The 26,593-nt window shown below is 62.0% G+C and carries 20 protein-coding genes and 1 tRNA gene; 6 read left to right on the top strand and 15 right to left on the bottom strand.

The window, feature by feature from the left end; all coding sequences use genetic code 11:
- The 10 genes from RKP46_RS10230 to RKP46_RS10275 form a co-directional block, all read right to left on the bottom strand.
- Positions 1 to 341 (bottom strand): hypothetical protein (locus RKP46_RS10230; protein WP_311106550.1); only part of this gene is annotated, 341 nt, incomplete at its 3' end.
- Entirely contained in the window at positions 328 to 1,566 is a 1,239-nt protein-coding gene (locus RKP46_RS10235) for an integrase arm-type DNA-binding domain-containing protein (RefSeq protein ID WP_311106551.1), read from the bottom strand. The genes RKP46_RS10235 and RKP46_RS10230, both read right to left, overlap by 14 nt.
- A gap of 198 nt (positions 1,567 to 1,764) precedes the next feature.
- Complete coding sequence (gene ychF, locus RKP46_RS10240) at positions 1,765 to 2,859, bottom strand: redox-regulated ATPase YchF (RefSeq protein ID WP_311106552.1); 1,095 nt, start codon at positions 2,857 to 2,859, stop codon at positions 1,765 to 1,767.
- Positions 2,856 to 3,446 (bottom strand): aminoacyl-tRNA hydrolase, encoded by a 591-nt coding sequence (gene pth / locus RKP46_RS10245; RefSeq protein ID WP_311106553.1) that lies wholly within the window; start codon positions 3,444 to 3,446, stop codon positions 2,856 to 2,858. Before pth ends, ychF begins: the two co-directional genes overlap by 4 nt.
- 81 nt (positions 3,447 to 3,527) lie before the next feature.
- On the bottom strand, positions 3,528 to 4,142 hold the full coding sequence (locus RKP46_RS10250; RefSeq protein WP_311106554.1) for a 50S ribosomal protein L25/general stress protein Ctc: 615 nt from the start codon (positions 4,140 to 4,142) through the stop codon (positions 3,528 to 3,530).
- 122 nt (positions 4,143 to 4,264) lie between these two features.
- Complete coding sequence (locus RKP46_RS10255) at positions 4,265 to 5,215, bottom strand: ribose-phosphate pyrophosphokinase (RefSeq protein ID WP_311106555.1); 951 nt, start codon at positions 5,213 to 5,215, stop codon at positions 4,265 to 4,267.
- Positions 5,216 to 5,305: 90 nt separating this feature from the next.
- Positions 5,306 to 5,382, bottom strand: a tRNA-Gln gene (locus RKP46_RS10260).
- A 97-nt stretch (positions 5,383 to 5,479) separates the two neighbouring features.
- On the bottom strand, positions 5,480 to 6,361 hold the full coding sequence (gene ispE, locus RKP46_RS10265; RefSeq protein ID WP_311106556.1) for a 4-(cytidine 5'-diphospho)-2-C-methyl-D-erythritol kinase: 882 nt from the start codon (positions 6,359 to 6,361) through the stop codon (positions 5,480 to 5,482).
- Between the two features lie 12 nt (positions 6,362 to 6,373).
- Positions 6,374 to 6,994: a lipoprotein insertase outer membrane protein LolB gene (lolB, locus tag RKP46_RS10270; RefSeq protein WP_311106557.1), complete on the bottom strand. Its 621-nt coding sequence runs from the start codon at positions 6,992 to 6,994 to the stop codon at positions 6,374 to 6,376.
- On the bottom strand, positions 6,991 to 8,748 hold the full coding sequence (locus tag RKP46_RS10275) for a tetratricopeptide repeat protein (protein ID WP_311106558.1): 1,758 nt from the start codon (positions 8,746 to 8,748) through the stop codon (positions 6,991 to 6,993). Before RKP46_RS10275 ends, lolB begins: the two co-directional genes overlap by 4 nt.
- A gap of 94 nt (positions 8,749 to 8,842) precedes the next feature.
- Here RKP46_RS10275 and mutM point away from each other — a divergent pair, with 94 nt between their 5' ends.
- Positions 8,843 to 9,670 (top strand): bifunctional DNA-formamidopyrimidine glycosylase/DNA-(apurinic or apyrimidinic site) lyase, encoded by an 828-nt coding sequence (mutM, locus tag RKP46_RS10280; protein WP_311106559.1) that lies wholly within the window; start codon positions 8,843 to 8,845, stop codon positions 9,668 to 9,670.
- A 62-nt stretch (positions 9,671 to 9,732) separates the two neighbouring features.
- Here the strand turns inward: mutM and RKP46_RS10285 are convergent, their stop codons facing one another.
- The 5 genes from RKP46_RS10285 to RKP46_RS10305 form a co-directional block, all read right to left on the bottom strand.
- On the bottom strand, positions 9,733 to 10,740 hold the full coding sequence (locus RKP46_RS10285; RefSeq protein ID WP_311106560.1) for an NAD-dependent epimerase: 1,008 nt from the start codon (positions 10,738 to 10,740) through the stop codon (positions 9,733 to 9,735).
- Positions 10,741 to 10,815: 75 nt separating this feature from the next.
- Positions 10,816 to 15,432 (bottom strand): EAL domain-containing protein, encoded by a 4,617-nt coding sequence (locus tag RKP46_RS10290; protein ID WP_311106561.1) that lies wholly within the window; start codon positions 15,430 to 15,432, stop codon positions 10,816 to 10,818.
- Positions 15,433 to 16,032: 600 nt separating this feature from the next.
- A complete protein-coding gene (locus RKP46_RS10295; protein ID WP_311106562.1) occupies positions 16,033 to 17,316 on the bottom strand; it encodes a TRAP transporter large permease subunit in 1,284 nt (427 codons plus the stop codon).
- On the bottom strand, positions 17,313 to 18,029 hold the full coding sequence (locus tag RKP46_RS10300; RefSeq protein WP_311106563.1) for a TRAP transporter small permease: 717 nt from the start codon (positions 18,027 to 18,029) through the stop codon (positions 17,313 to 17,315). The genes RKP46_RS10295 and RKP46_RS10300 overlap by 4 nt, the downstream gene beginning before the upstream one ends.
- An 83-nt stretch (positions 18,030 to 18,112) precedes the next feature.
- Positions 18,113 to 19,126: a TRAP transporter substrate-binding protein gene (locus RKP46_RS10305; protein WP_311106564.1), complete on the bottom strand. Its 1,014-nt coding sequence runs from the start codon at positions 19,124 to 19,126 to the stop codon at positions 18,113 to 18,115.
- A 204-nt stretch (positions 19,127 to 19,330) separates the two neighbouring features.
- Between RKP46_RS10305 and RKP46_RS10310 the strand changes: the two genes are divergently transcribed.
- The 5 genes from RKP46_RS10310 (at position 19,331) to RKP46_RS10330 (ending at position 26,375) form a co-directional block, all read left to right on the top strand.
- Complete coding sequence (locus RKP46_RS10310; RefSeq protein WP_311106565.1) at positions 19,331 to 21,322, top strand: ATP-binding protein; 1,992 nt, start codon at positions 19,331 to 19,333, stop codon at positions 21,320 to 21,322.
- A complete protein-coding gene (locus RKP46_RS10315; protein ID WP_311106566.1) occupies positions 21,319 to 21,918 on the top strand; it encodes a response regulator in 600 nt (199 codons plus the stop codon). The genes RKP46_RS10310 and RKP46_RS10315 overlap by 4 nt, the downstream gene beginning before the upstream one ends.
- 197 nt (positions 21,919 to 22,115) lie before the next feature.
- Positions 22,116 to 23,090 (top strand): hypothetical protein, encoded by a 975-nt coding sequence (locus RKP46_RS10320; RefSeq protein WP_311106567.1) that lies wholly within the window; start codon positions 22,116 to 22,118, stop codon positions 23,088 to 23,090.
- Positions 23,083 to 23,937: a hypothetical protein gene (locus RKP46_RS10325; RefSeq protein WP_311106568.1), complete on the top strand. Its 855-nt coding sequence runs from the start codon at positions 23,083 to 23,085 to the stop codon at positions 23,935 to 23,937. The genes RKP46_RS10320 and RKP46_RS10325 overlap by 8 nt, the downstream gene beginning before the upstream one ends.
- A complete protein-coding gene (locus RKP46_RS10330) occupies positions 23,937 to 26,375 on the top strand; it encodes a hypothetical protein (RefSeq protein WP_311106569.1) in 2,439 nt (812 codons plus the stop codon). The genes RKP46_RS10325 and RKP46_RS10330 overlap by 1 nt, the downstream gene beginning before the upstream one ends.
- Positions 26,376 to 26,593: the final 218 nt, after the last annotated feature.

Here is a 26,593-nt window from a genome sequence, read left to right on the forward strand (position 1 = left end):
GGCGGGTGGTCGCCTTGGGGGAGACGCGCTCTGGGGTGGTTGCTCCATAATGCCGATTCCTTCTTCTCGTGAACGTCGCGACCCCGGTGAGCGACATAGGCGCGCCACTGGGCACCCAAGTTGTCGCCGTCCAGACGCGTCGTGCGCGCAGTGCGAGACGACAAGAGCAGTAGCTCAAGCTCGCTTTGGGTGATGCCTTCCATGCTGCCCTCGATGTAACGGAGAAGCTCCGCTACCAGTGGGCCAGGAATGCTTCGATGATGGTTCTGCCGCGCCTCGGCACGGTAGGCGGCCTGATAGCGAATGGCCTCAAAGACCAGTGCTTCGTCAATTGGCGGCATCGCTGGTACTCCCTGCGTGAGCCAAGGCGGCAAGATGGTCGGCCCATGCCTGCATGATCTCGCGCCGCTCGTTTAACAACAGGGCCTTGTTGTACGTAGCCCGCACCCGGTTGCTTTCAACATGCGCCAGTTGGCGTTCGATGGCGTCTGGTCGGAAGCCTTGTTCGTTGGCCCATGTTGAAAAGGTGGTGCGCCAGCAGTGCGGTGTCGTGCGCTCGCCGAGGTTCATGTCCCGCATCGCGTAGGTCAGCCGGTTCGGTGTGGTGAAGCCTTCGCCGCTACGATGTGGAAACAGGTAGCGCCCAGCCCCGGTGATGGGGCGTAGCTCTTCAAGCAGCTTTAGGACTGGCTCGGAGAGCGGTGATACGTGGTCGCGCCGCGCTTTCATCTTCGCTGCCGGCCGCCGCCATAGCTTCCCCTCGGTGTCGAACTCGCTCCACTCCGCATCGGCGGCCTCGCCGGGGCGGCAAGCGGTGAATGCAATTAGGCGAAGACAAAGGGCCGTCTCGGGATAGCCTCTGTAGGCGCGCAGCGCGCGATAGAAGGCGCGAATCTGGTCGGCCGTCAGCACGGCCTTGCTTTGGCTCGACGGAATTTTCAGCAGGCCACGCAGACCGGGGATGGGATTGGAGTCAACCAGTCCCCTCACGACTGCATGCTGGAAAATCGCCGACAGGTCTCCTTTGACGTGGATGCCCGCCCAAGCACCGTATGCCTTGCATGCCTCCAAGATTGGCCGGATTTCTTTGGCGCTAATCTCGGTGATGGGTAGCTCATCGAGCTTGGGGGCGAGGTACTTCCGAATGCGGGACTCCTTCGCCCGGTAGGAGCCCAGCGTATAGCTCGCCTTCACCTCGGCCAGATATGCGGCGGAGACCTTGGCAAACGAGATTTCCAGGGCCAGTGCCTCGGCGTGCTTGCGGGCTGCTGCGGCGTCGATATTGCGCTGCCGCTCGTCCTTGCGATGCTGAGAAGGATTGATGCCTTGTTTCGCCAGATCACGAGCTGCATCGCGTGCTGCGCGCGCATCGGCTAGGCCAACCTCTGGATAGGAACCGACAGCGAAAAGGTTCTCCTTCCCGTTGAGCCGGAACTTCCAGCGCCACAGCTTGCTGCCTGAGGGCTGAATCAACAGGAAAAGACCGCCGCCGTCGCTGAGCTTGTAGGGCTTCGCGTCTGGCTTGGCGGTCCTGATCTTGGCGTCACTGAGAAGGTCTTTGGGCATCCTGGGGTCTCCGTCAAGAGAGTGGCGTACCCCCACTCAACTCGGCTCATACCCCAAAGACTACCCCAAATTTTTCTGGAATGCCATGAACACTACTGAACCTCGCTGAACATTGAATTCGCTTAAAACAAAAGCAAAATCAATGTGTTGGCGCGCTATTTTGGTTCATGGAGGTTCAGCAAGGTTCAGTAAACGGAGTCAGACGTTGAACAGGAAGTTCAGCACATCGCCGTCCTTGACGACGTATTCCTTCCCCTCGGCGCGCATCTTCCCGGCTTCCTTGGCACCCTGCTCGCCCTTGCAGGCTATGAAGTCGGCAAAGCTGATCGTCTGCGCGCGAATGAAACCGCGTTCAAAATCGCTGTGGATGACGCCGGCTGCCTGCGGCGCCGTGTCGCCGGCGTGGATCGTCCAGGCGCGGACTTCCTTCGGTCCGGCGGTGAAGTAGGTCTGCAGACCAAGCAACTGGTAGGCCGCGCGGATCAGGCGGTTGAGACCGGGTTCGGCCAGCCCGAGGTCGGCGAGGAAAGCCAGTTTGTCTTCGTCGTCGAGGTCGCCCAGCTCGGCCTCGATCTTGGCACACAGGGCAACGACCGGAGCGTTCTCCTGCGCCGCGTGCTGAGACAAGCGATCAAGGTGCGGATTGTTGTCGAATCCGTCCTCAAGGACATTGCCGACATACATCGTCGGCTTGATCGTCAGCAGGCAGAGCGGCTTGAGCAGCGCCTTCTCCTCCTTGGCCAAAGCCAGCGTGCGCGCCGGCTTGCCCGCATTGAGATGCGGCAGCAGACGTTCGAGAACGCTGACCAGCCGCTGCGCGTCCTTGTCACCCCCTGCCCTCGCCTTCTTGCTTTCCCGGTTGAGCGTACGCTCGACGACGGCCAGATCAGCCAGCGCCAGTTCGGTGAGGATGGTCTCGATGTCGGACAGCGGATCGACGCGACCCGCAACATGCACGACATTGTCGTCCTCGAAGCAGCGCACGACATTGACGATGGCGTCGGTTTCGCGAATGTTGGCGAGGAATTGATTGCCCAGGCCCTCACCGCGCGACGCCCCGGCAACCAGGCCCGCGATGTCAACGAACTCGACGATCGCCGGCTGCACGCGCTGCGGTTTGACCAGCGCAGCGATCTGTGCCAGCCGCGGGTCAGGCACTTCGACGATGCCGACGTTGGGCTCGATCGTGCAGAAGGGATAGTTCTCGGCCGCGATGCCCGCTTTGGTCAAGGCGTTGAACAGGGTGGACTTGCCGACGTTGGGCAGTCCGACGATTCCGCATTGCAGGCTCATGGCCGGTTTTCCTGTGGTGATACGGTCTTGCCGTGCAGTTGGCGCTGCGCTGCCGCGTAGTCACCGGCAGCGAACTGCGGCCAGGCGAGCAGACAGCGCTCGATGGCGCGCTCGATCAGTTCCCGCTCTTCCCGCCGGGGCGCCCTGAGAACATGGTTGACGACCTCTTCGCGCTCGCCCGGATGCCCGATTCCCAAGCGCAGACGCCAAAAATCGGGCGTCGACAAGCGTGCCTGAATGTCGCGCAGACCGTTGTGCCCGCCGTTTCCACCCCCCTGCTTGAGGCGAATGCTGCCCGGCGGCAGATCGAGCTCGTCGTGCACGACCAGTATCTCATCAGGGGCAATGCGGTAGAAATGCGCCAGCGCTGCTACCGCCTGACCGGAAAGGTTCATCCAGGTGGTCGGTTGCAACAGCCACAGCTCAGCGCAGCGCGCCAGGCGCCCGTAGAACTTGCCCTGCGGCAGCAGCGACACCCGCAAGTCGCTGGCCAAGCGGTCGACGAACCAGAAGCCGACGTTGTGCCGATGCTCGGCATAAGCGGCGCCCGGATTGCCCAGGCCGACGATCAGACGTGGAGGAGGCATGCGCTTGTGCTCGAGATCGCAGAACGGCCGGCCGCCGCCGGCGCGATGCCGGCGTGCAGCCTGCCGCGAACAGCTTCAGCCTCAGCTCGTGGCGGCTTCGCCCTCGCCCGCTTCTTCCGCGTCGCCGCCGCTCTTGCGCGCCGGGATCGAGGCAACGACCGGATCGTCGTCACCATGCATGAGCGCTTTGACGCCCGCCGGGAAAACGAGCTGGGAAACGTGCAAGGCGTGACCCGCGTCGAGATCCTTCAGGTCGACTTCGATGTAGGGCGGCAGATCCTGCGGCAGGCAAACGACCTCGAGGTCGTTCAGGGCATGCGAAACCTTGCCGCCACCGACCTTGACACCGGGTGCGATGTCGGCATTGATGAAGTGCAAGGGCACGCGCTGATGGATGGCGTGTTCGGTATCGACGCGCTGGAAGTCGCAGTGGAAGACCAGAGGCTTCCAGGGATGCATCTGCGAATCGCGCAGAACGACGTTCTGCGCCTTACCGTCGACCTTGAGCGTCAGAACGGAAGCATGGAAAGCTTCCTTGCGCAGATTCAGCAGGATCTCGTTGTGGTCCAGGTCGATCAGCAGCGGCGCCGCCGAGCCCCCGTAAATGATTGCCGGAACGCGGTTCGTACGACGCAGGCGGCGGCTCGCTCCGGACCCCTGCAGCGTACGCTGGCGGGCTTCAAGTTCAAAGCTCATGGTAACTCCTGATAGGTGCAACAACCCCGCCCGCGACCAGGCGAGGGGTTAAGGAAAACGCGGAAAACGACCGCACACGAAGGGAACACGTCTTGCTGCCAGCACTCGGCCGTTGCCCTGCACTACTCGATGAAAAGCGACGACACCGAATCTTCGTTGCTGATCCGGCGTATCGTTTCGGCCATTACTTCGGCCACGGAAAGCTGCCGAATACGCGGTGATTCCTGCGCGTCCTGACGCAGCGGAATGGTGTCGGTCACCACCAGTTCGTCCAGATCGGAGGCATTGATCCGCTCGACCGCGCGCCCGGAGAGGACCGGATGGACGCAGTAGGCATGCACGTGGCGTGCGCCATGCTCCTTCAGCGCGGTTGCCGCCTTGCACAGCGTTCCGGCGGTATCGACCATGTCGTCCATGATCACGCAGGTGCGGCCTTCGACCTCGCCGATGATGTTCATCACTTCGGAAACGTTGGCTTTTGGACGCCGCTTGTCGATGATCGCCAGATCGCACTCCAGCCGCTTGGCCAGCGCGCGGGCGCGCACGACACCGCCGACATCAGGCGAAACGACCATCAGATGATCGAAGTTGCGCTTCCACACGTCGCCCAGCATGATCGGCAGCGAATAGATGTTGTCGACCGGAATGTTGAAGAAGCCCTGGATCTGTTCGGTATGCAGGTCCATGGTGAGCACGCGGTGAATGCCCGCTGCGGTGAGCAGATCAGCGACCAGCTTGGCGGCGATCGGTACGCGCGCGGAGCGCACTCGGCGGTCCTGCCGAGCGTAGCCAAAGTACGGGATGGCCGCGGTGATGCGCGCGGCTGAGGCGCGCTTCAGCGCATCCGTCATGACCAGCAGTTCCATCAGGTTTTCGTTCGTCGGCGCGCAGGTCGATTGCAGGATGAACACGTCCATGCCACGCACATGTTCCTGAATTTCGACGCTGATCTCGCCATCCGAGAAGCGACCGACGCGCGCCCGGCCGGGTGCGATGTTGAGGTGTCTGACGACATCGGCGGCCAAGGCGGGGTTGGCGTTGCCGGAAAATACCATCAGGCTGTCATAGGCCATGCTGTGCTTCCCCTGACGCCCCAGGCAAGCGGCGCCGTATAAAGCAAGACGGGCAGGCCAGGCAGCCTGCCCGTTTTGACAGATTCGGAGTGGCTGGGGAGGAAGGATTCGAACCTTCGGATGCCGGAATCAAAATCCGGTGCCTTGACCAACTTGGCGACTCCCCAACGGTAAACCTCTCGCCCGGCACGCGAGCGAGGCGCGCATTATAAAGGGAATTCGCCGAGAAAAAAAGCTGCCCTCCGGCAAACCGCGCTTTGCTGCTCAGATGTCGCCGGCCAGGGCGTGCAGCGGGTGCCGCGCCAGCCCCGCCGCGACCCAGGCACGCCAGTCTGGCGGGACCCGGCGGCAGATCTCTTCGGCCAGAACGCGCTCGGCGAACTCGGCAAACACGCAGGCTCCGGAACCGGTCATGCGCGCCTCGGCAAAGCGCGAAAGCCAATCCAGACATGCGGCGATCTGTGGAAAGCGGGTGCAGGCGACGCTCTGCAGATCGTTGCCGCCGAAGCCTGCCGACCATTCGTCGACGCCGATTGTCGGCGTATCACGGCGCAGTTCGGGGGCGGCAAAGATCGCCCCCGTCGACACATTGACGGCGGGCTGAACAACCAGGTAGTAACGTTCCGGCAAATCGAGCGCGTGCAGCGCCTCGCCAACGCCCTGCGCAAAAGCGTTGCGCCCGAAAATAAAGACCGGGACGTCGGCGCCGAGGCGCAGCCCGATTTCCTGCAGCCGCTCGCGGCGCAGACCGAGCTGCCAGAGGTGATTGAGCGCGAGCAGGACCGTCGCCGCGTCGGAACTGCCGCCGCCCAGTCCACCACCCAGCGGCAGACGCTTGTGCAGACTGATGTCGACCCCAAGGTCGCTTCGCCGGCTCAAGGCAGCCGCCTCTGCCTGCAGCAGACGGGCAGCGCGTACGCTCAGATCGTCGTCGGCACGCACCCCGGGCAAGGGCGTCGTCAGACCGACGCGGCCGTCCGAGCGCGGGGAAAAGCGCAGGCTGTCGCCCGGCTCGATGAGACGGAAAACCGTCTGCAGCAGGTGATAGCCGTCAACGCGACGACCGACCACGTGCAGGAAAAGGTTCAGCTTGGCGGGCGCCGGATAACTGCTCTGCCAGTTCCAGACGGGGTTTGCGTGCGACATGCCGGCTCACCGTCAGCGCGCAAGGTCGGTCCATTCGTCGATGCGCAGACGCAGTTCGAAAACTTGCGCGCGCTCGACAAACAGGCGGCCAGGCAAGGCCTGCGCGTCGTTGTCGTCGTACTGGTAGCGTAGGCGCCAATCCTGATCCTCGATCGCGAGCGGCCGCCCCAGGCTGTCGCTGACCACCTGAACGCCCGCTCTGCTTCTACCGCGCAGCCAATCGGCCAGCTTGCCGAGCGGCAGCGGGTAACCAAGGACGGCAACGAGCAGTTCGTCCATCGTCGGAGCTTCATAGGTCTTGCCGTCGCTCGCCACCAGTCGCGCACCACCCGAGTTGCCCGACACTTCGGCAAGCGCTTGGCCGAATGGTGAGGAAACAACCAGGTGATCACTTCCGTCGACATGCCGCCAGTAGATTCGCCCGGAATGGCTGGCCTCGTGCTGACGCAGCGCAAAGCGTCCGGCGACGGCGAAGGCTTGCAGGCGGTCACGCCCGATCGTCGCAGCGGAGTCACCGACCCGGCCGGGGGTCGAACACGCGGCAAGGGCGACCAGAGTGGCGACGAGCCAAGGCCAGCGGCCTTCGAATGACGGCCAGATGCGCGAACCCGAGCGACCGGCGCGGCAGTTCACTGAGCAAACTTCCTGACCGCTTCGCTCAAAACCTCGTTGCCCGGATGCTTTTTCTGCGCTTCGCGCAAGGTACGCCGCGCCTCGTCGGCGCGGCCCAGCGTCCACAGCACTTCGCCGATGTGCGCCGCAATTTCCGGATCGGAGCGCTGCCCGTACGCTTTCAACAACAGCGCCAGCGCGCCGGTGTGATCGCCCTCGCGGTAAAGCACCCAGCCCATGCTGTCGAGAATGAACGGATCGTCCGGCGCCAGTTGCAGTGCCTTTTCGATCAACTGCCGGGCTTCCGGCAGGCGCAGGTTACGCTCGGCATACGAGTAACCGAGTGCGTTGTACGCCTGCGCATTCTCCGGCTGCAGTTCGATCAGCTTGCGCAAGCGGCTCTCCATCAGTTCGAGCCGGTCGAGCTTCTCGGCCAGCAGCGCGGACTCGTAGAGCAGATCGGGTTCGGCCGGCTGCGTCGCCAGTTCGTTGTCGAGCAATTCCAGCGCCGCAGCGTACTGCTTCTCCTCGCGCAGCACGGCAGCCTCGGCAATCAAGAGGCGAATCCGCTGCTGCGGGTTGGCCGCCGCCGCATCCTGCAGGAGCCGGCGCGCTTCTGCCATCTTTCCCTGGCCGGAGAGGATGGAAGCGCTGCGCACCAGCGCTGCAACGACATGCTCGCCCGTCTGCACCTGCCGGAAGTGGCTCAAGGCCTCGTCCGAACGCTTGTCCTCCTGCGCCAGTTGGCCGAGGTAGTAGTAGGGTGTGCTCTTGTCAGTGATGTCGAGCGTCACCAGGTGCTTGAGCTGCGCCTCGGCGAGCACGCGATCGTTTTCCTGCAAGGCAAGGACGGCCACCGGAAAAACCACATCCGGATTGTTCGGATAAGCAACGAGCAGACGTTCGAACTGACGTTTCGCGTCGGCGTAGCGCTTCTCGCCGACCAGCGCACGCGCCAGAAACAGGCGCACGTCGCGTGCCATCGGATAGGCGTCGACGAAGCGCTGCAAGCGGGCAATCGCCTCGGCCGGCGACCTGCGCGCCAGGAGCTCGGCTTCGACCAGCACCGCTGGCTCCCAGTCCGGGCGCAGTTCGTTCGCTCTGCGTGCCGCGGCCAGCGCGCGTTCGTTCTCGCCGGCCGAACTCGCGGCAACCGCCAGCGCGTAGTGCGCCTCGGGCAAATCGGTGAACGGCGCGCACACCCGGCTGATCAACTGGTACACCGCCTGCCGATCCGGACTGCGCGCAAACATCCGCTGCAGACCGAGCAGGTTGCCAGGCAGCGCCGTCCGATCGGCCTCGAGCATGCTGATCAGCTGCGGCGCCAGTCCATCGAACTGATTGCTCATGATCATCACGCCAGCCAGCACCTGCTGCGCGCGTTTCGAATCCGGATCGACCTGCACCCACTGACGCGCGAGTTCGAGGACCAGATCCAGACGACGCGCGTGTCCGGCGACCTCGATTGCCCGTTCGAGGATGCCTGGGTCGCGCGTGCGCAGCGCAAGGTCGGCGTAGGCCTGGCTGGCAAAGTCTCCGCGGCCGCGTTGCAGAGCCACTTCGGCAAGCAGCAGCTGATAGACGACCTGCGCACTCAGCCCACGCCCCGCCGGCTCCATCGCGCGCGCCAGCGCGCCGCTTTCGCCTTGCCCCCCGACCTCGCGTGCCGCCGGCTTGCGCGGTCGGCCGTCACCCGCCTCGCCGGCGGCAAAGACGGGTACGGCGCAGGCCAATGCCAGCGAGGCACAAAGGGCAATCCTTTTTTCAGACTTCATGGTTTCCTTGCTCGCTGCAAACGGGAGCGTGGTCGGTTCGGGTTTGCGGGATAATCCGCTTTCCACATGTTATGGGCTTTTTGCGCCAGCGGCAATGCCGGAACTTCCAGAAGTTGAAGTGAGCCGCCGGGGACTGTTCCCGTTCATCGTCGGCCAACAGGTCGTCTCCGCCGTCGTGCGCACGCCCCGCCTGCGCCACGCAGTCACCCCGGGGCTGGCCGAGCGGCTGGTCGGTTTGCGCCTCGAGACCATCGAACGCCGTGGGAAATACCTGCTTTTCGACTGTGCAAGCCGGCAGGGCGGTGGCTGGCTGCTGCTGCACCTGGGCATGTCGGGCAGCCTGCGCCTCGTCGCCGCAGAGAGTCCAGCGGGAAAGCACGACCATTTCGACCTCTCGTTCGGGACCAGCGTCCTTCGCCTGCGCGATCCACGCCGCTTCGGCGCCCTCGTCTGGCACGAAGGCAGCGACATCGAGCGTCATCCGCTACTTGCCGTGCTCGGAATCGAACCTTTGTCGGCAGGTTTTGACGGCAACTGGCTTTACGCCGCCACCCGCCAACGCCATGGACCGATCAAGCCGTTGTTGATGGACAGCCGACTGGTCGTCGGTATCGGCAACATCTACGCTGCCGAGAGCCTCTTCCAGGCCGGCGTCTCGCCGCGCCGAGCGGCCAACCGAATCAGCTTGCAGCGCTACCGGGTCCTCGCCGATGCCATTCGCTCGACACTGGAGAAGGCGATCGCGGCCGGCGGCAGCAGCGTGCGCGATTACGTCCATAGCGACGGCGGTGCCGGCTGCTTCCAGCTCACCTGCGCAGTCTATGGCCGCGCCGGCGAACCCTGCCCGGCTTGCGGACAAGCGGTCAGAATGCTTCGCCAGTCCGGACGCTCGACGTTCTATTGTGCGCACTGCCAACGCTGAGGTGCAGCGCCCTTCCCGGCAGCCGCCGACGAACAGCGCGGCGGGCGCGCTAACCCGGCAACTCATACCTTGTAATAGTCGCGATACCAGGCCGCGAAGCGCTTGACGCCGTCGCCGATCGGCGTCGCCGGGGCAAAGCCGACCCATTCGTCAAGCAGATCGGTATCCGCGTAGGTTGCCGGGACATCGCCGTCCTGCAAGGGAAGCATGCGTTTCACCGCGCTGATGCCAAGCGCCTCTTCGATCGCGCCGATGAAGTCGAGCAGCGGCACCGGGTTGTGATTGCCGATGTTGAACACGCGGTAAGGAACGTTGCTCGTCGCCGGGTCGGGTTGTTCGGCGATGTAGCCGGGATTGCTCGTTGCCGGGCGGTCGAGCACGCGAATGACGCCTTCGACGATATCGTCGACATAGGTGAAGTCACGCTGCATGTTGCCGTGATTGAACACGTCGATCGGCTGGCGCGCGAGAATCGCCCGGGTAAACAGGAAGAGCGCCATGTCCGGCCGGCCCCACGGGCCATATACGGTGAAAAAGCGCAGGCCCGTCGTCGGCAGGCCGTACAGGTGGCTGTAACAATGCGCCATCAGTTCGTTGGCCTTTTTCGTCGCCGCATACAGGCTGACCGGGTGATCGACGCTGTCGTGCTCGGAAAACGGCATCTGCGTATTGCCACCATAGACGCTCGAACTCGAGGCATAGACCAGATGCTCGACTTGCGCGTGGCGGCAACCTTCGAGGATATTGACGAATCCGACCAGGTTGCTGTCGACGTAGGCATGCGGATTCTTCAGCGAGTAACGGACACCAGCCTGCGCCGCCAGATGAATGACGCGATCGAAGCGCTCGCGCGCGAAGAGTTCGGCAACTCCCGTCCGATCGCCGACATCCAGCTTGACGAAGCGAAATCCGCTGCGCGGTTCGAGAAAGCGCAGCCGGTCGAGCTTCAGCGAAACGTCGTAGTAATCGTTCAGGTTGTCGAGGCCGACGACTTCGTCACCCCGGTCAAGCAGGCGCAGCGCAGTGGCCCGGCCAATGAAGCCGGCGGCGCCGGTAAGCAGGACTTTCACATCAGTTTCCCAAGGCAAGAATAAGGCAAAGGACAAGGACAGCACGGTCAAATCCGGCTGCGATTCTAGCACCGCTCAGCAAGGCGCTCGCCGCGCCTGCAGCCAGCGCGCAAACTCGTCGGCGGCGAGTGGCTGCGAATAGAGGAAACCCTGGCCGTAGTGACAACCGGCAGCGTCGAGTTCGGCATGCTGTTCGGCCAGTTCGACGCCCTCGGCGATCACGCTCATGCCCATGTTTCGAGCCAGGGTGATAATCGCCGAACCGATCGCGCGGTCGTCGGCACTGCGCGCGATGCCATTGACGAAGCTGCGCGCGATTTTCAGTTCGTGGATCGGAAAGCGCTTCAGATAGGCGAGCGAGGAAAAGCCGGTGCCGAAGTCGTCGATACTGATCGTCAAGCCGTTGGCGACCAGGTCGGCAAGCATGCGTTCGGCGCGCTCGACGTCCATCAGAACGCCTTCGGTGATCTCGACGCACAGGCGTTGCGGCGCGACGCCGTGCGCGCCGACGATGTGCATCAGGTCGGCGGCCATCCCCTCCTTGCGGAAATGGCGCGCCGAGACATTGACGCTGATGCGCACTGGCGGCAGTCCGGCCTGATCCCAACGGACGATCTGTCGGCAGACCTCGCCGAGAACCCACTCGTCGAGCGCGACAATCACGCTGCTCTGCTCGGCAACCGGGATGAATTCCACCGGTTCGACGGCTTCCCCGTTGCACGCCCAGCGCACCAGCGCCTCGGCGCCGATCACCTGCTGGCTGGAAAAGCTCACCTGTGGCTGATAATGGACGGTCAGTTCGCGGCTGTCGATCGCTCGCCGCAAACCGGTCTCAAGCGTGAGCCGGCGCGCCGCATGCCGGGCGAGGTCGGCGGTAAAGAAGCGGAAAGCATTCTTGCCGTGGTCCTTGGCCCGGTACATTGCCGAATCCGCCTTGCGCATCAGCGCGCCAGCATCGTTGGCGTCCTCTGGAAACATGCTGAGACCGATGCTCGCACTGACGAAGCACTCGTGCTCTTCGAAGCAATAGCTGGTGCTCAGCGCATTGAGCAGACGCTGGGCCGTCTGCGTCGCTTCCTTGCGATCGCTCGTTTCGAGGAGGACGACGAACTCATCCCCGCCCAGCCGAGCGACCGTGTCCTCGGCACGAACGCAGTCGAGCAAGCGCATCGCCGCCTGCTTCAACAGACGGTCGCCGGTCGGGTGGCCGAGCGTATCGTTCACCACCTTGAAGTCGTCGAGGTCGATGAAGACGACCCCCATGCTCTCGCCCTGGCGTTCGGCGCGCGCCAGCGCGAGCTGCAGGCGGTCGTTGAACAGCGCGCGGTTGGGCAGCCCGGTCAACTCGTCGTGCGTTGCCAGGTACTCGATCCGCTGCTGCGACTCGCGCGCCTTGGTAATGTCGCTGAACATGCCGACATAGTTGATCACCTCGCCGCTCGCGTCCTTCACTGTGTTGATCGACAACCACTCGAGGAAAAGCTCGCCATTCTTGCGCCGGTTCCAGATTTCACCCTGCCAGACGCCGTGGCGCATGATCCGCTCCCACATGTCGCGGTAGAGCTCGGGCGGGGTCAGATGCGATCGCAGCAGACTGGGCAACTGGCCGACGACTTCCTCACGGGTGTAGCCGGTCAGCGCCGTGAACGCATCATTCACCGTCAGAATGCGCTGAGCGGTATCGGTCACCATGACGCCTTCCGAAGCCCGCTCGAAGACCATTGCTGCCAGGCGCAGGCTGTCTTCGGCTTGTTTGCGGGCAGTAATGTCGGTCGCCTGGAAACAGAGTCCATTGATCGCTCCGTCGTCGTCGAGCAGCGGAAAACGCACCGCCAGGAAATGGCGCGTCCCGTCGCCGAGCGGTAAAGCTTCCTCGCGTTCGACACCCTGCCGCTGGCGCATCGCTGCGATTTCGCTCTCGCGGAACACCTCGCAGACCTCGGCGGGAAAAAGCTGCCCGTCGGTCTTGCCAATTGCCTGCCCGGCGGCAAACCCGAAGGTCGCTTCGAAGCGCGGATTGGCAAACTGGTAGCGGCCCGACGAGTCCTTCACCGCCATCAACGAAATCGAGTTGTTCATCACGGCGAGCAACCTGACCTGCGTCTCGCGCGCCGAACGCTCGACTTCGTAGAGGCTGGTATTGTCGGCAAAGAGCAGGATGACGCCGATGACGCGTTGCGTGTCGCGCAGCAGCGGCACGATGTGCAGGGCATAGTGCCGGCGATTGGCATTCACGATCTGACAGTCGAAAGCCTCCTGCGTCTCGATTACCTGTTGACTCTTCGCGACCAGATCGGGCATCCCGGCGGGCAGCAGCAGATCGCGCAGCTGGCGCCCGCTTTGCACCGCGGTCAGCTTGAAGACGCGCGCCGCGGCGCTGTTGAAGCGCTGCAGACTGAGGTTGCGGTCGAGCACGAGCAGCGGATAATCGACGCTGTTCTGGATGCACTCGAGTTCGACATTGAGTTCCTGCGTCTCGGCGGTCTTGATCTGCAGTTCTTCGTTGACCGTCGCCAGCTCTTCGTTGGTCGACTGCAGTTCCTCGTTCGACGCTTCCAGTTCCTCATTGGAAGCTTGCATTTCCTCGTTCGACGCCTGAATTTCCTCGTTGAGCGCCTGCATTTCCTCGTTCGAGGTCTCCAATTCCTCGACCAGCGTCTGCAGGTGTTCGCGCGTCGCCGCCAGTTCGTCTTCGAGTTCCTTGTCGGTGATTGCATTGTTGTCCTCGACCGCGCCGCGGCCGGCGGTCGGCTGGATCCATTCGATGCACACCATGAACAACGCTTCGCTGTCGATCGCCGACAGCGGATGGACTGACAGGCGCAGGCCGCGACCCGGGTCGAGCGCCTTGATGTGGCGCGGTCGCCCGTAAGCGACAAGCTGTTTCACCTGTGCCTGACGCATCAGCACCTGTACTTCGGTACGCAGTTCACGCCGGATCAGCGAGAGCAAGTCGAAAGCCGGCTTGCCCGGCGCGACATTGAGCAGGCGACTGGTATCGCCGTGAATATGGCGGATCTCGAACTTGCCATTGATCAGAATGCTGGTCGGGATGAAGTAGCGCCCGGCCGCTTCGAGCAGAATGTTCTCGAAAGCGAGCGGCGTCGTCGGCTTTCCCACCCGCAGGTGCTGGTTCATGCCGGCCGCCGGCGGCTGCATCTCGGCGCGCAGCAGCGGCAGGCGGGCGCTCACCCCGTGTCGGCGGTAGAGCCGCCCATCCTTGTCGACGACGCCGAACAGCGCCTCCTGCTGGAAGATTCCCTCGGACTTGCCGAGAAAGAGATGGCCGCCGGGATTGAGCGCGTAATGGAATACCGACAGCAGTCGCGCCTGCAGCTCGCTCTGGAAATAGATCAGCACGTTGCGGCAGCTCACCAGGTCGAGGCGCAGAAATGGCGGGTCCTGAACCAGGTCCTGGCGGGCAAAAATGACCACATCGCGCAGGTTCTTGTTGATCTCGTAGCGATCGCCGTGCGGCGTGAAATGCGCGCGAATCCGCCCACGGTCCATGTGCGCCAGGCTCGAAGCGGCAAACACGCCACGCCGAGCCAGCGCCATCGCGTCGAGGTCGATGTCGGTGGCGAAGATCTGCAGCCGATACTGGTCGAAAGCAGCCCCCAGGCGTTCGGCAAACAGAATGGCCAGCGAGTAGGCTTCCTCACCGGTGGCGCAGCCGGCCACCCAGACGCGGATGTCGTCTCCCGGCTGCTTGCCGGCCAGGATTTCGGCGACCACCTTGTCGAGGCGGGCGAAGGCGTCGGTGTCGCGGAAGAAGGCGGTGACCGAAATCAGGATGTCCTTGCACAGCTTGTCGAGTTCGACCGGCGTCTGATCGACCACCTGCAGATAGTCGTGCAGCGTGCTGACGTGGTTGGCCGCCATCCGCCGCTCGATTCGCCGCCACAGCGTCGGCTCCTTGTACTGCGAGAAATCGACCCGCGTCCGCGCCCGTACCTTGCCGAGCAGCGTCTTCAGCGTCGCCGGAGCACTCGCCGCCTGCGTCGCCACCGGGATCAGTCCGCGATTGAGAACGATCAGGCTGATCTCGGCGCCCATGCTCTCGGGCGGCAGGATCCAGTCGACGCTGCCCGTGTCGATCGCCGACTGCGGCATTCCGTTGTACTTGGCAGTGTCGGGGTCCTGGGCGAAAGTGAAGCCCCCAGCCGCCTTGATCGCGTGGATTCCGGCGGCACCGTCGGAACCCGTTCCAGAAAGAATGATACCGATCGTCGATTCGCCGATCTCCTCGGCCAGCGAGGCGAAAAAGCGATTGACCGACGGTTTGGGCATCGACTCGCGCGCCGGCTCGACCAGGCGGAAGCAACCCGCGAGCAGGGTCAGGTTGCGATTCGGCGGGGTGATGTAGACCGTGTTCGCTTCCGGTGAGGTTCCGTCTTCGATGTCCTTCACGGGCATCGTCGTCTCGCGCCCGAGCAACTGCGACATCATGCTGCGGTAAGTCGGCGACAGGTGCTGGACGACGACGTAAGTCAGGCCAAGGTTCTTCGGCAGACCGGGGAGCAGCAGGCTGAGCGCCTCCAGGCCACCTGCCGAAGCACCGATGCCGACGATGAAGGGGCGTTCGTCGCTGCGCCCCTGCGCGCCATCGTTATCGGCAGGCGCACCGGCCGGCGGAACGCGCCGCGAACTCGGGCGCCCCTTCTTCGCTTCGTCTTGATTCGCGTTGCTCATCAGCTCTCCGTTCAGTCACCCCGGTGGAATCGGGCGCCTGGCCGGGTGATCCGGCTGGCGACGACAAGTATGAGACAAAAAGGCAGGACTTCGGAGGCTTCGTAACCGCGCGCCGACGGTACTCGGCGGAAACCTGTTGCACCGGATCAGCCAGAGCGGCCGGAAACCCGCAGGCCAACCGGGTCTGCCGATCGAGCATCGCTGGCAGCTAGCCGAGTAGCGACACTGGCGACGCGGACTGCCGCCGGCTACTCATCGCTCGCCACAAACTGTGCCATAAATCAGAACTCAATGGGTGGCCAACGAGACCCGCCGAGGACCTCCTGGCGCGGCGATCGACGCGGCATGGCACGCGTGGGGCAGATTCGGGCAGCCGGACAGGGGCTCACCCGGCCTCGTCGAAGTGCTGCCGCAGCAGGCCCAACAGCACAGCGAGAGCACGCCGAGAAGGGCGCGGCGGAGTCGCACGCGGAAATTCAAGGCGCAGGTGGCGCACAAAGCGGAAGCGCGTGCAGGGCATCCCGCACGCGCGTTCGGAGCATCGGCTGCTGCTGCCGCGCGGCTGCGCCGCCAGCCGGGGCGCAGCCTTTTGGCCTGTTGCTACATCATTCCCAAAGTCTTGGGCAGCCAGGTCGACATGATCGGCACATAGGTGACGGCGACCAGGAAGACGAGCATCGACAGCAGCCACGGCCAGACGGCGACAGTCAGTTCGGTGATCCCCATCTTGGTGATCCCCGAAGCGACGTAGAGGTTGAGCCCGACCGGCGGGTGGCACATGCCGACTTCCATGTTGACCGTCATCAGGATACCGAAATGCACCGGATCGATTCCCAGCTTCATCGCTACCGGAAAGAGAATCGGGGCAAAGATCAGCACGATCGACGACGGCTCCATGAAGTTGCCGGCGAGCAGCAGGATGATGTTCACCGCGAGCAGGAAGGCAATCATCCCCAGGCCGTGACCCAGCATCCAGTCGGCCAGCGCCTGCGGGATGTTCTCGTTGGTCATGATGAACGAGAAAAGGACGGCGTTGGTGATGATGTAGAGCAGCATCGCCGACATGTTGGCCGAGTTCAGCAGGACGCGTGGCACGTCCTTCATCGTCAGGTCCTTGTACACGAAGACAGCGACGAAGAAGGCATAGACCGCGCTCATCGCCGCTGCCTCGGTCGGAGTGAACATGCCGCTGTAGATCCCGCCCATGACGACGACGATCAGGAACAGACCCCAGACCGACTCGCGAAACGCGCTCAGCCGCTCGCTGAAAGACGCTTTCGGCATGCGCGGATAGTCGAACTTGCGAGCGCGGAACCAGGTGACGCCACCGAGCACCGAGGCGAGAATGATCCCGGGAATCACGCCGGCCATGAACAGCGCACCGACCGATGTATTGGTCGCGACCGAATACATGACCATCACGATCGATGGGGGAATCAGGATTCCCAAGGCCCCCGAAGTGGTGATCACGCCGGCCCCGAACTTGTTCGGGAAACCCGCCTTGACCATCGCCGGCATCAGGATCGAGCCGATCGCGACGACCGTCGCGGGCGACGAACCGGAGACCGCGGCAAACAGCGCGCAGGCCAGAACGCCAGCCAGACCGAGGCCGCCGTACCAATGGCCGACCATGCTGGTGGCAAACTTGATCATGCGTCGGGCAACGCCGCCGTGGGTCAGGAAGTTGCCGGCCAGAATGAAGAACGGAATGGCCATGATCTCGAACTTCTCAATTCCGGTAAACAGCTTCAGCGCAACCGATTCGAGCGGCACCTGGGTAAACATGAAGAGGAAGCTGAGTACCGTCAGGCCGAGCGAGATCGAGATCGGCATGCCGGTCAGCATCAGGACCAGCAGGATCAGGAAGATGATGGTTGCATTCACTGTTGTTTTCCTCCCTTGTTCGACGGATTGCCGGCATCGTCCTCCGGATGGCGCTTCCTGTAGGTCAGATCGTGCGGATGCAGGTTGTCCTCCATCTCGTAGGGCGTGATCTCGTCGGCCGGCGGCGTTTCGTCCAGACCGTCAACATGCCCATGATCATGGTGTGGCAGCTCGCCGGTCTGGATGAAACTCACCGCAACCTGCAGGAAGCGGAAGCACATCAGGCTCGAACCGAGCGGGATCGCGCTGTAGACGATCCACGTTGGCCACTCGAGGTCAGGCGTCGTCGGCCCCTCGGGAATGTCGCCCGGATCCCAGCCCAGCGAGGTGTACAGCCAGTAGTGGAAACCGTTTTCCCAGACGAAATTGGCGCCCAGGGTGCCGACGATTCCGGTGAACAAGGCGCCGGCGAGCAGACCGAAAACGACGAACTTGGCGCGCGTACGGCCAGTCATCCGGTTGATCAGCACATCGACGCCGACGTGAATGCCGGTGCGAACGCCGTAAGCAGCGCCGAACTTGGCCATCCAGACGAACATGATGATGCACAGCTCCTGCGCCCAGCCGAAGTTCAGTCCGAGCAGCCAGTCCTGCAGACCGGGAATCGACATTCCCGACAAATAGCGATGGGCAACAGAGAAGAAAATGATCGTCGTCGCAGCCCCCATGAGGAAGGTGATCAGCCACTCCTCAAGGTGATCCAGAATTTTCATGGCAATGACTCCCCCGCCTGCCTGAAAAGAAGCCCGCCGGGATCAGGCCCCCCAGCGGGCTGTTGCGTGCTCTTCCGTCGTGCTCAGAGCTTGTTCGGATCGAAACCGGTTTCCTTATAGACGGATTGCAGCAGATCCTTGCCGATACGCGATTCCATCTTGGCGTGCACCGGGGCGAGCGCCTTCTTGAAGGCCAGCTTCTCTTCCGCACTCGGCACATAGACCTGCGTCTTGCCCGACTTCTTGACGCCTTCCAGATCCTTGTCGTTCTGTTCCTTGGCGATCTTGTTGGCGTAGGCGGTCGATTCCTTCATCGCCGCTTCGAGCTGTCCGCGCACATCAGCCGGCAGTCCCTCCCAGAATTTCTTGTTGACGATGACGGCGTAACCGAGATACCCATGCTCGGTCAACGTCAAATACTTCTGGACTTCATGCATCTTCTGCGTGTAGAGGTTGGAAACCGGGTTCTCGGTGCCATCGACGACGCCCGTCTGCAGCGCCTGATAGACTTCCGAGAAGGCCATCACCTGGGGCAGCGCGCTGAGCGCGCGGATCTGCTCTTCCAGCACCTTCGACGACTGAATGCGCAGCTTCTTGCCCTTCAGATCAGCCGGCGTCTTGATCGGCGTGTTTGCCGAGAACGACTTGAAACCGTTGTCCCAGAAAGCCAGGCCGGTAACGCCCTTGGGCTCCAGCTTCTTGAGCAGGCTTTGCCCGACCGCCCCCTGCGTTACCCGGTGCAGTTCGGTGTAGTTGTCGAACACGTACGGCAGATCGAACAACTCGAACTCCTTGACGCCGAGCGGGCCGAACTTGGCCAGCGACGGCGCCAGCATCTGCACGGCGCCCAGTTGCAGCGCCTCCATTTCCTCCTTGTCCTTGTACAGCGTGGAGTTGGCATAGACTTCAACCTTCACCTTGCCTTTGGTCATCTCGCCAGCCTTCTTGGCAAAGAATTCGGCGGCCAGACCCTTCGGCGTGTCGTGCGCCACCACATGGCTGAACTTGATGACAATCGGCTGCTGCGCGAGGGCGCCCAAAGGCAGTGCGGACAGCGTGCCAGCCAGCAGACCGAAAAGCAAAGCAGATATCTTCATGGTGTCTCCTCCTGAGTTTCTGGGTTGAAAACGGGCCAAGCCCGGGGTACTGCGTCAATATCACAAATCGTTCGCACATTGCATATTGTGGAAATCCGCAATCTGTGGAAACCCACAAGCACGCCGCCCTGGGGCTTGGCAGCGCCACTCGCCGCGCGCGCAAGAGCTACCGATCGCGCAGCAAGTTGGCTATGATGGCCCGTCATGCACGAGACGTCCACTCCACTGACGGCGGAACGTCGGCCGCTTGCTCCGCTGAAGTGGTCGACTTGGTATCTGTCGATCCTGCGCCTGGCGGTCGGACTGCTCCTCGTCCTGCTCATCGCCCTGCTCTGGCTGCTGCACCGCAACGAAGTCGAGGAGCAACGCGCAACGCTGATCGCCGATGTGCTCTGGCTCGAACAGAGCCTGCGCTTCCACCTCGACGGGCACTCCGAACAACTGCAGCAACTCGCTCTCGACCTGACCCAAACCCGCAAACCTCACCAGCTCTTCGATCTGCGCGCCCGGCACATTCTGAAGAACAATCCCGAACTGCAGCAATTGCTCTGGATTGACGCCAGTGGCACGACGGTGGACGGCTTGCCCAGCCCTGCCCTGCCGCGCGTCGAACCCGGGCCTTTCGGCGAGAATCGGGTCAGCCGCTCGCTCGAACTCGCTCGCCTGGGCAACCCCGTCTACAGCGACGCCTACGCGGCAAACGAAGCGGTCCATTTCGAGATCTACGTTCCGGTCTTGCCCAGCGGCCGCCACCGCGGCACCCTGCTCGGCATCTACTCGCTGAACGGTCTGCTCAAACATCAGGTTCCCTGGTGGTTTGCCGAACGCTATCTGCTGCGCGTCCTCGACAGCAGCGGTCAGACCCTGGCCAGCAAGTCGAAGGTCGACGCATCACCGACGACGCTGACCTACTCGGTCAGCTTCGAGCCACCCGGTTATGGCATGACGCTCAAGGCCACCGCCTATCGCGCTGCCGACAACCGCGCCCAGACGCTGATTTCGACGCTGATGGTGATTCTCGCGGCGACCGTCTTCTGGAGCCTGTGGGCAGTGCACGGATCGATCCAGCGACGCCTGCTGGCCGAGCAGGCGCTACGCTCGGAGTACGCTTTCCGCAAGGCGATGGAGGATTCGCTGATGGTCGGCATGCGGGCGCGCGACCTCGCCGGCCGAGTCACCTATGCCAACCCGGCATTCCTGCGCATGGTCGGCTTCGACAGCGACGAACTGATCGGACGTGACCCGCCAATGCCCTATTGGGCGCCGGAAGAAATGGAACGTACGCTGCACCTGCACAATTCCGTGCTGGAGGGCAATGCGCCACACGAAGGTTTCGAAATCCGCCTGATGCGCAAGGATGGCAGCCGTTTCGACGCGCTCGTCTACGAAGCGCCGCTGATCGATACCGACGGACGGCAGACCGGCTGGATGGGATCGATCATCGACGTCACCGCGCGCAAGCGTGCCGAAGATCTCGCCCGGCAACAGCAGGAGAAGCTGCAGATCACTGCTCGCCTGGTAACCATGGGCGAAATGGCTTCGACCCTGGCGCACGAACTGAACCAGCCGCTGGCCGCCATCACCAGCTATACCGCGGGCTGCATGAACAAGCTGACGACGGGCAACTTCACGCCCGAGCAGCTCAAGGATGCACTTGGCAAGCTGGCCGTACAGGCGCAGCGCGCGGGGCACATCATCCGCCGCGTGCATGATTTCGTTCGCAAGAGCGAGCCCAAGCTGGCGCCCTGCGACCTTGCCGAGGTGATCGACGACAGCATCGGCTTCATCGAAGGCGCCGCGAAGAGTCGCGGCGTACGCATCCAGCGCGAGATCCAGGGAATGCGTCCGGAGCTGATGGCCGATCAGGTGATGCTCGAGCAGGTTCTGCTCAATCTGATGCGCAATGGCATTGAAGCGATGAGCGAAATGCCCGGGGAGCGCCGCCGACTGACGGTCAAGTTGAGCCAGGTTGAACAGCAGATGGAGATCCGGGTGATCGACCACGGCTCGGGAATTCCGCCCGAGGTCGAAGACAAGCTGTTCACCCCGCTGTTCTCCACCAAAGCCGACGGAATGGGGATGGGCCTGAGCATCTGCCGCTCGATCATCGAGTTCCATCACGGCCGCCTGTGGGTCGAAGCCAATCCCGCCGGCGGTTCGATTTTCGTCATCACCCTGCCGATCGGAAGACAATGACGCCCTGCGCCTACCTGGTTGACGACGACGAAGCAATCCGCGACTCACTCGCCTGGTTGCTTGAATCGCGCGGCGTCTGCTGCCGAAGCTTTCCGGCGGCCGAAGATTTCCTCGCCGCCTGGGAGCCGGCGCTCGCCGGCTGCCTGCTGCTCGACATCCGCATGGACGGAATGAGCGGTCCCGAACTCTTCGATGCGCTGAACGAACTGGGCAACCGCATGCCGGTCATCTTCCTTACCGGCCACGGCGACGTGCCGATGGCCGTCTCGGCGCTCAAGAAAGGCGCTTTCGATTTCGTCGAGAAACCGTGCAACGACAACGAACTGGTCAATCGCGTGATCGAAGCGCTGCAGCTCGATGCCAACCAGCGCGCCGCGGCGAGCGGCGCCGATTCGGTCAACGAAGGGCTGAACCGCTTGACGACGCGCGAACGGCAGGTCATGGACCTGATTCTCGCCGGAAAGCTGAACAAGGTGATTGCCGACGAACTGCAGATCAGCATGCGCACGGTCGAGGTTCACCGCGCCAAGCTGTTTGACAAGATGGGCGTGCGCACCGCCGTCGAACTGGCGCAATTGCTCGCCGGCAAACGCTGAAGAGGTCACGAAGCCAGCAATCGCGGTCGGTGGGAAAGGCGCCCGCAGGTGATCCGCAAGCCTTGCTTGCCATTCGTGCTATTATTCCCCTAACTGCACCGTCCAACAGATCCTCTGCGCGCTCGGCACATCAAAGGGGCAAGCTCCAGCCGTTGGACGCTCGATTTCCAACATGCTTGTTTCACCGATCTACGGCCATGACTCGCAATGAATTTCTCGACGCGCTCTGCGCAACGAACTCAAAGCTAGCGCTGATCGCACTCAACAATCTCTGTCGGGGGTTGAAGCTACGTCTTATCCCGGAGAGCTCCTTCCAGCAATTCCTCGATGAGTGCGTCGCCATTCTGGATACCGAGCTCCCTACGGTTGACGACACGGACAAGCCAGAGGCCCTGGTACGGTGCCTCCGCCGGTTTACTTCGCGCGCCAGCGTCATGCGAAGCTGCGCGAGGCTCGCTCTCGAGGCTTGCGAAGTCATACCGGTCATTACCGTTCTCCGTACCAGGGAGTTCTTTTACGAGGAGCCGCAGCGTACCCACGAAATTTACGAGACGCGAAAAGGAAAGATCGACTCTCCCGAGGAACTGCGGTCGGCTCTAGCCAACTGGTCCAGTTCGCGGCCGTCATGGCATTTCGGCAAGGATCGTGATTTTTTTTGGGTGGCGCCGCTTGGTGATCTTCCTCCTCCCTTCGATCAACCACAGGCGTCCGGATATGTCGACCCACTCGCGGCCCAGTCCCACCGGGATCAGTTAGGACTAAGCCACTACGGAAGAAGCGATGGCCCACTGCTGCGGGCAATTATCAGTCCTGATGACGGACAGGCAGCTCTTACCTTCTATCGCCCGACGGCTTATGACGGCCTGGACAATCCGGCATTTCGCGCTGCCTGTGACGATGAAACCCTCGAAACCACTCCAGCCCACGGTAGGACTGTTGTGTTGTCTGCCGTCAAGAGTAGGCTACAGAACGTCGATGGCACCCGTGAATGGATTTGCCCGTCGCAAGAAGTACCTTGGGAATATATCGCGTTCGATTTTCTTGGCGAACTGGATGATTCACCCTGCGCCGAGGATGAACGGTTTCACGCCGCAATGCTCGCGGTGTTGAGCCGGAAGATACCCTGCGATGTGGTCGCGGCGGAACTTGGAGCCTATGCACAGAATGCTTAAGTCGTTCATCTTTCTGGTTTCTCGCTTCTCAAAAGACGAATTTTATTCCTGGCTTGGGGAAGGGATGAGGGCTTGCTATCCCTTGGCCACACATCGAGTTGCATCCACGCCTCCCGAAACCGCGTTTCGCGGTGCGAGGCTTTCTTTCGGACAGAGAGGAGCTCACCGAACGGCGGTCGACGAACTCGCTTCACTCTACAACAATCTCGACAAGAACGCACAGAGCAGATTTCGATGGGCTCTTGCACGGTTGCTTTCCTCGTGTGCAGCGTCGCCCACCCCTCTGCTCAACGCGGCCCTTGAACTCAGCCTTGAAACCGTTTGCAGTGAGGCGCTCCCGCCATTGACCGAAAAGATCCGTGCTTCGGCGAATAATCCGGAAGCGCGCGACTGGCTATGCCTGAAAGCGGCATTCTTTCTTGACGAGTTCCCGCCTTCGCTTTCCATTCGCAATCTCGCCACAGCCATTCTATATCAGGGCCCTTCTTTCCCAAATGTAATTGCCGCCAAGCTGCTCGTGAGCCTCTGCCGAAGTGATTTAGAAAACGCGGAAGTCCATGCGAAAGAGTTGCGAGACCAGCTCGGAACCCAGATGGCCTCCCTGGGGAAATACCGCCCCGGATTCCTACGATTTTGTTCCGACCTTCAGGTAGCCTTGAAAAACGCTTCAGCATCCACAAGGAGTCAGATTGCGAAGGATAAGTTTTACAAGAAACTCGTGCCCGAGCTAGACGAAAAAGTGAGAGGGAAGGGTCCGACGAGCGACGAGACGCGCAGAATTGTTAACGAAGGTTGTCTTCGCCGCCCGACCCCACCAGCACCGCACCAGCCAGGGAGCCATCCGTGATGGACAAGCGTTTGACCGTCAGCGACATAACGCGAGCCGCGTCCGGCATTTCAGAAGCTGAAGCCGCATTGAAGGAGCTCGCCGCTCTTGGCCCAGGCGCCCAGATTCATTGGGTGGTTGACGCAAACGTCGCTTCCATGTTTCTCAGCCCACGACGCCATTTTGCGTATAGCGACGTTTTTGCACGTCATTATGGCAAAAAGTCACCAACTGATTTCCCGCTGGCCGCCTTGGCAGCAGTTTTGTCGGGCTATATTTTTAGTCCAAGATTCGGCTTGGCCGAAGGCGGTTCCGGGCCCAGGATATTGCTGCGCCCGCACTCTGATGAATTACACCGCATGTTGAAGGCAATCGCCCTAAAAGCTCAAGAATCGGCAATGCGAGCCTCCGAAGTACTGAGAGTTGAGAGAGATTTCGCCGAAAGCGTGAGGACGAAGCTGGATGATTTCGTAAAAAACAGGGAACAGTCCCGCCGCAATTTCTTCCTGGGCATCACACGGTATATCATTGACACGCTTGGCGTTATTCTTCCGGAGGGCCCGTTGGATCAGCTCCTGCGAGCCCGTACCCTCCTCCAAAATGGCCAGCTTGCGTACGAAAATGACGAGGACTACCGGTTCCTTGGGGATCTGTTTGAACAGGCTGCTGTCATCACCTGCGTTGAGCAGCGCAAGAAGGACTGGCTTAAGAAGATCAACGATCTCGTCGAGGAGGATAGCAGCGCCCCACGCCACAATCCACCTGATCACCAAATCGATGATGACGACCGCAGCCAGCGGAATGAGGATGATGCGGAAGTACTTGCCAAGATCGAGTACTTGAACAACTGGGGACTCGCCGATTCTGGCAACCGGCGTTGCTTCGTTCTGATCACCGCTCATCACTTACTGCATCGAGCAATCAGACGTAGAAACAGCGCGCTCGAAGGTAGGGAAGCCCGGATGCACGTGTTCTACCCGCGGACGTTTTTAGGCAGTCCGAAACTACTACCGACGCGTGAGAATGAAGTTGGCGTGCCATCCGGACATAGGACCAGTTGGATACGCTTCACGGAGGCGCTGGTCATGTTTGAGAAAAGGAAAGCGAGCACTCACGTGACGGACCAACTCGATGAGCACCTGCAACGAGTGGACGACACTTGGCGTGCACTGCTGGACACCGCAATTCCTTTTGCGCCGGCAAGTCTAGCGCGAGAAAAAAGCGCTAGGGATGTTTTCGTTCGCTTGATTACGGAAGACGAACCACGGGGACTGCTCGAACAGGAAATTTACCTGGCCTTGAGCCATTTGTTCGTCGCTTTGGCGGAATTGGAGTTGGACTTTACCTACCAATACACCGGGCCCCGCCCCCGGCGAAAGCCGCCACCATTGCGGCTGTCCTACTACCCTGAGGCTGAGGAGTGCATCCTGATGCTGATCGAAAGTGTTTCCGAGTTCGATCTCTCTCGCGAGCGCAAGCTGGAGGTCGGTAGGATGCTCAAAGCCGTTGAGGCGGAGCAAGAACGATCGGACAAGCTGGACGCCGCCAGTCCGATGAAGTACCCTCTGCTGCTCTGCTTGGCGACGCGTTTTGCTGCGACCGGTGATTGGCACGCAGCGCGCGTTCTTGCGACGCATGCGGCAGCGATCACGCAGGTCGTTGCAGCGCCTTCCTGCGTGACAGGACGCGAGGCCGCTTTCCTGGAATGCTACTGCCGCTGCCTGGAAGCGAAGAGCCGCAGTGATCTTGGCAAGGCGCACGCTGCGCTTGCGGCTTTCTACTCGGCCCTGCAGAAGGAGAGGGATTGGTGGAACAACGAGGAAAATCGGGCGCGGGAGGATCAATGTTGCGGCAGGCTAGGTTTCGACCCGGTTGCTGAGTTTCCTCTGCACGATGCGCGTGGAGAAGCCGAAGCAATTACACTCGAACTCACCGAGTGGATGTTCGACTGCTTCATGAGTTCCGCCTCGATTGGTGAGCAGAAACCAACTGAAGCGTCTGTTGGAGAGTTCTGGAGTAGAAAAGCGCAGTCAATCGATAACCTGAAAGCTCGGTCGATTGGACTGATAACGACTGTGGACGAGTTTGCCACGAGTAACTACTTTTCGCGCTCAAAACCTCCGTCGATTGATGCCCTTGTCAAGTTCCTTCGAGTAAAGATTGCCGTTTGCGCGGCACAGTTGCTCGTTCTTTCCTTTTTCAACACCCCTGCTGAGACGGAACGCTTAGCTCAATCGCCGCTCCTGAAGGCCGCAATGAATGGCCTGGCGCAAGAGGGAGTTCCCTTGCCTCGCATGCTGCTGCTATTGCTTCGGTGCATTTGGTGCCGTGGAGACGACCAACAGGGCGCGTGGTCGGATCTGCAGAAAGAAGATCCCGACGACCATCGGCTGATGCCCTACGATAGACAACGATTCGAGTTCTTCCGCGAGATTGCCCGTAGCGCATTGAATCAGTAGCCGAGTGCAGGCAAGAGATGCGCGGCTGCGCGGCTGCGCGGCTGCCTGCAGATCTCCATCACGTGCGGTTCAGCGCCAATCGCCGCGCAAACCAGCAACCAGACTCTGCAGCCGTTCGGGCGTCGCTTCGCCGGGTGCCACCGGCGCACCCACCGTAAGGGCGATACGCGAAAACATGCCGCGCCGCAGCGGTCGACTCATCGCCGGTCCGTCCTTGC

This window comes from Accumulibacter sp. (assembly GCF_031732815.1).
Taxonomy (GTDB): Bacteria; Pseudomonadota; Gammaproteobacteria; order Burkholderiales; family Rhodocyclaceae; genus Accumulibacter.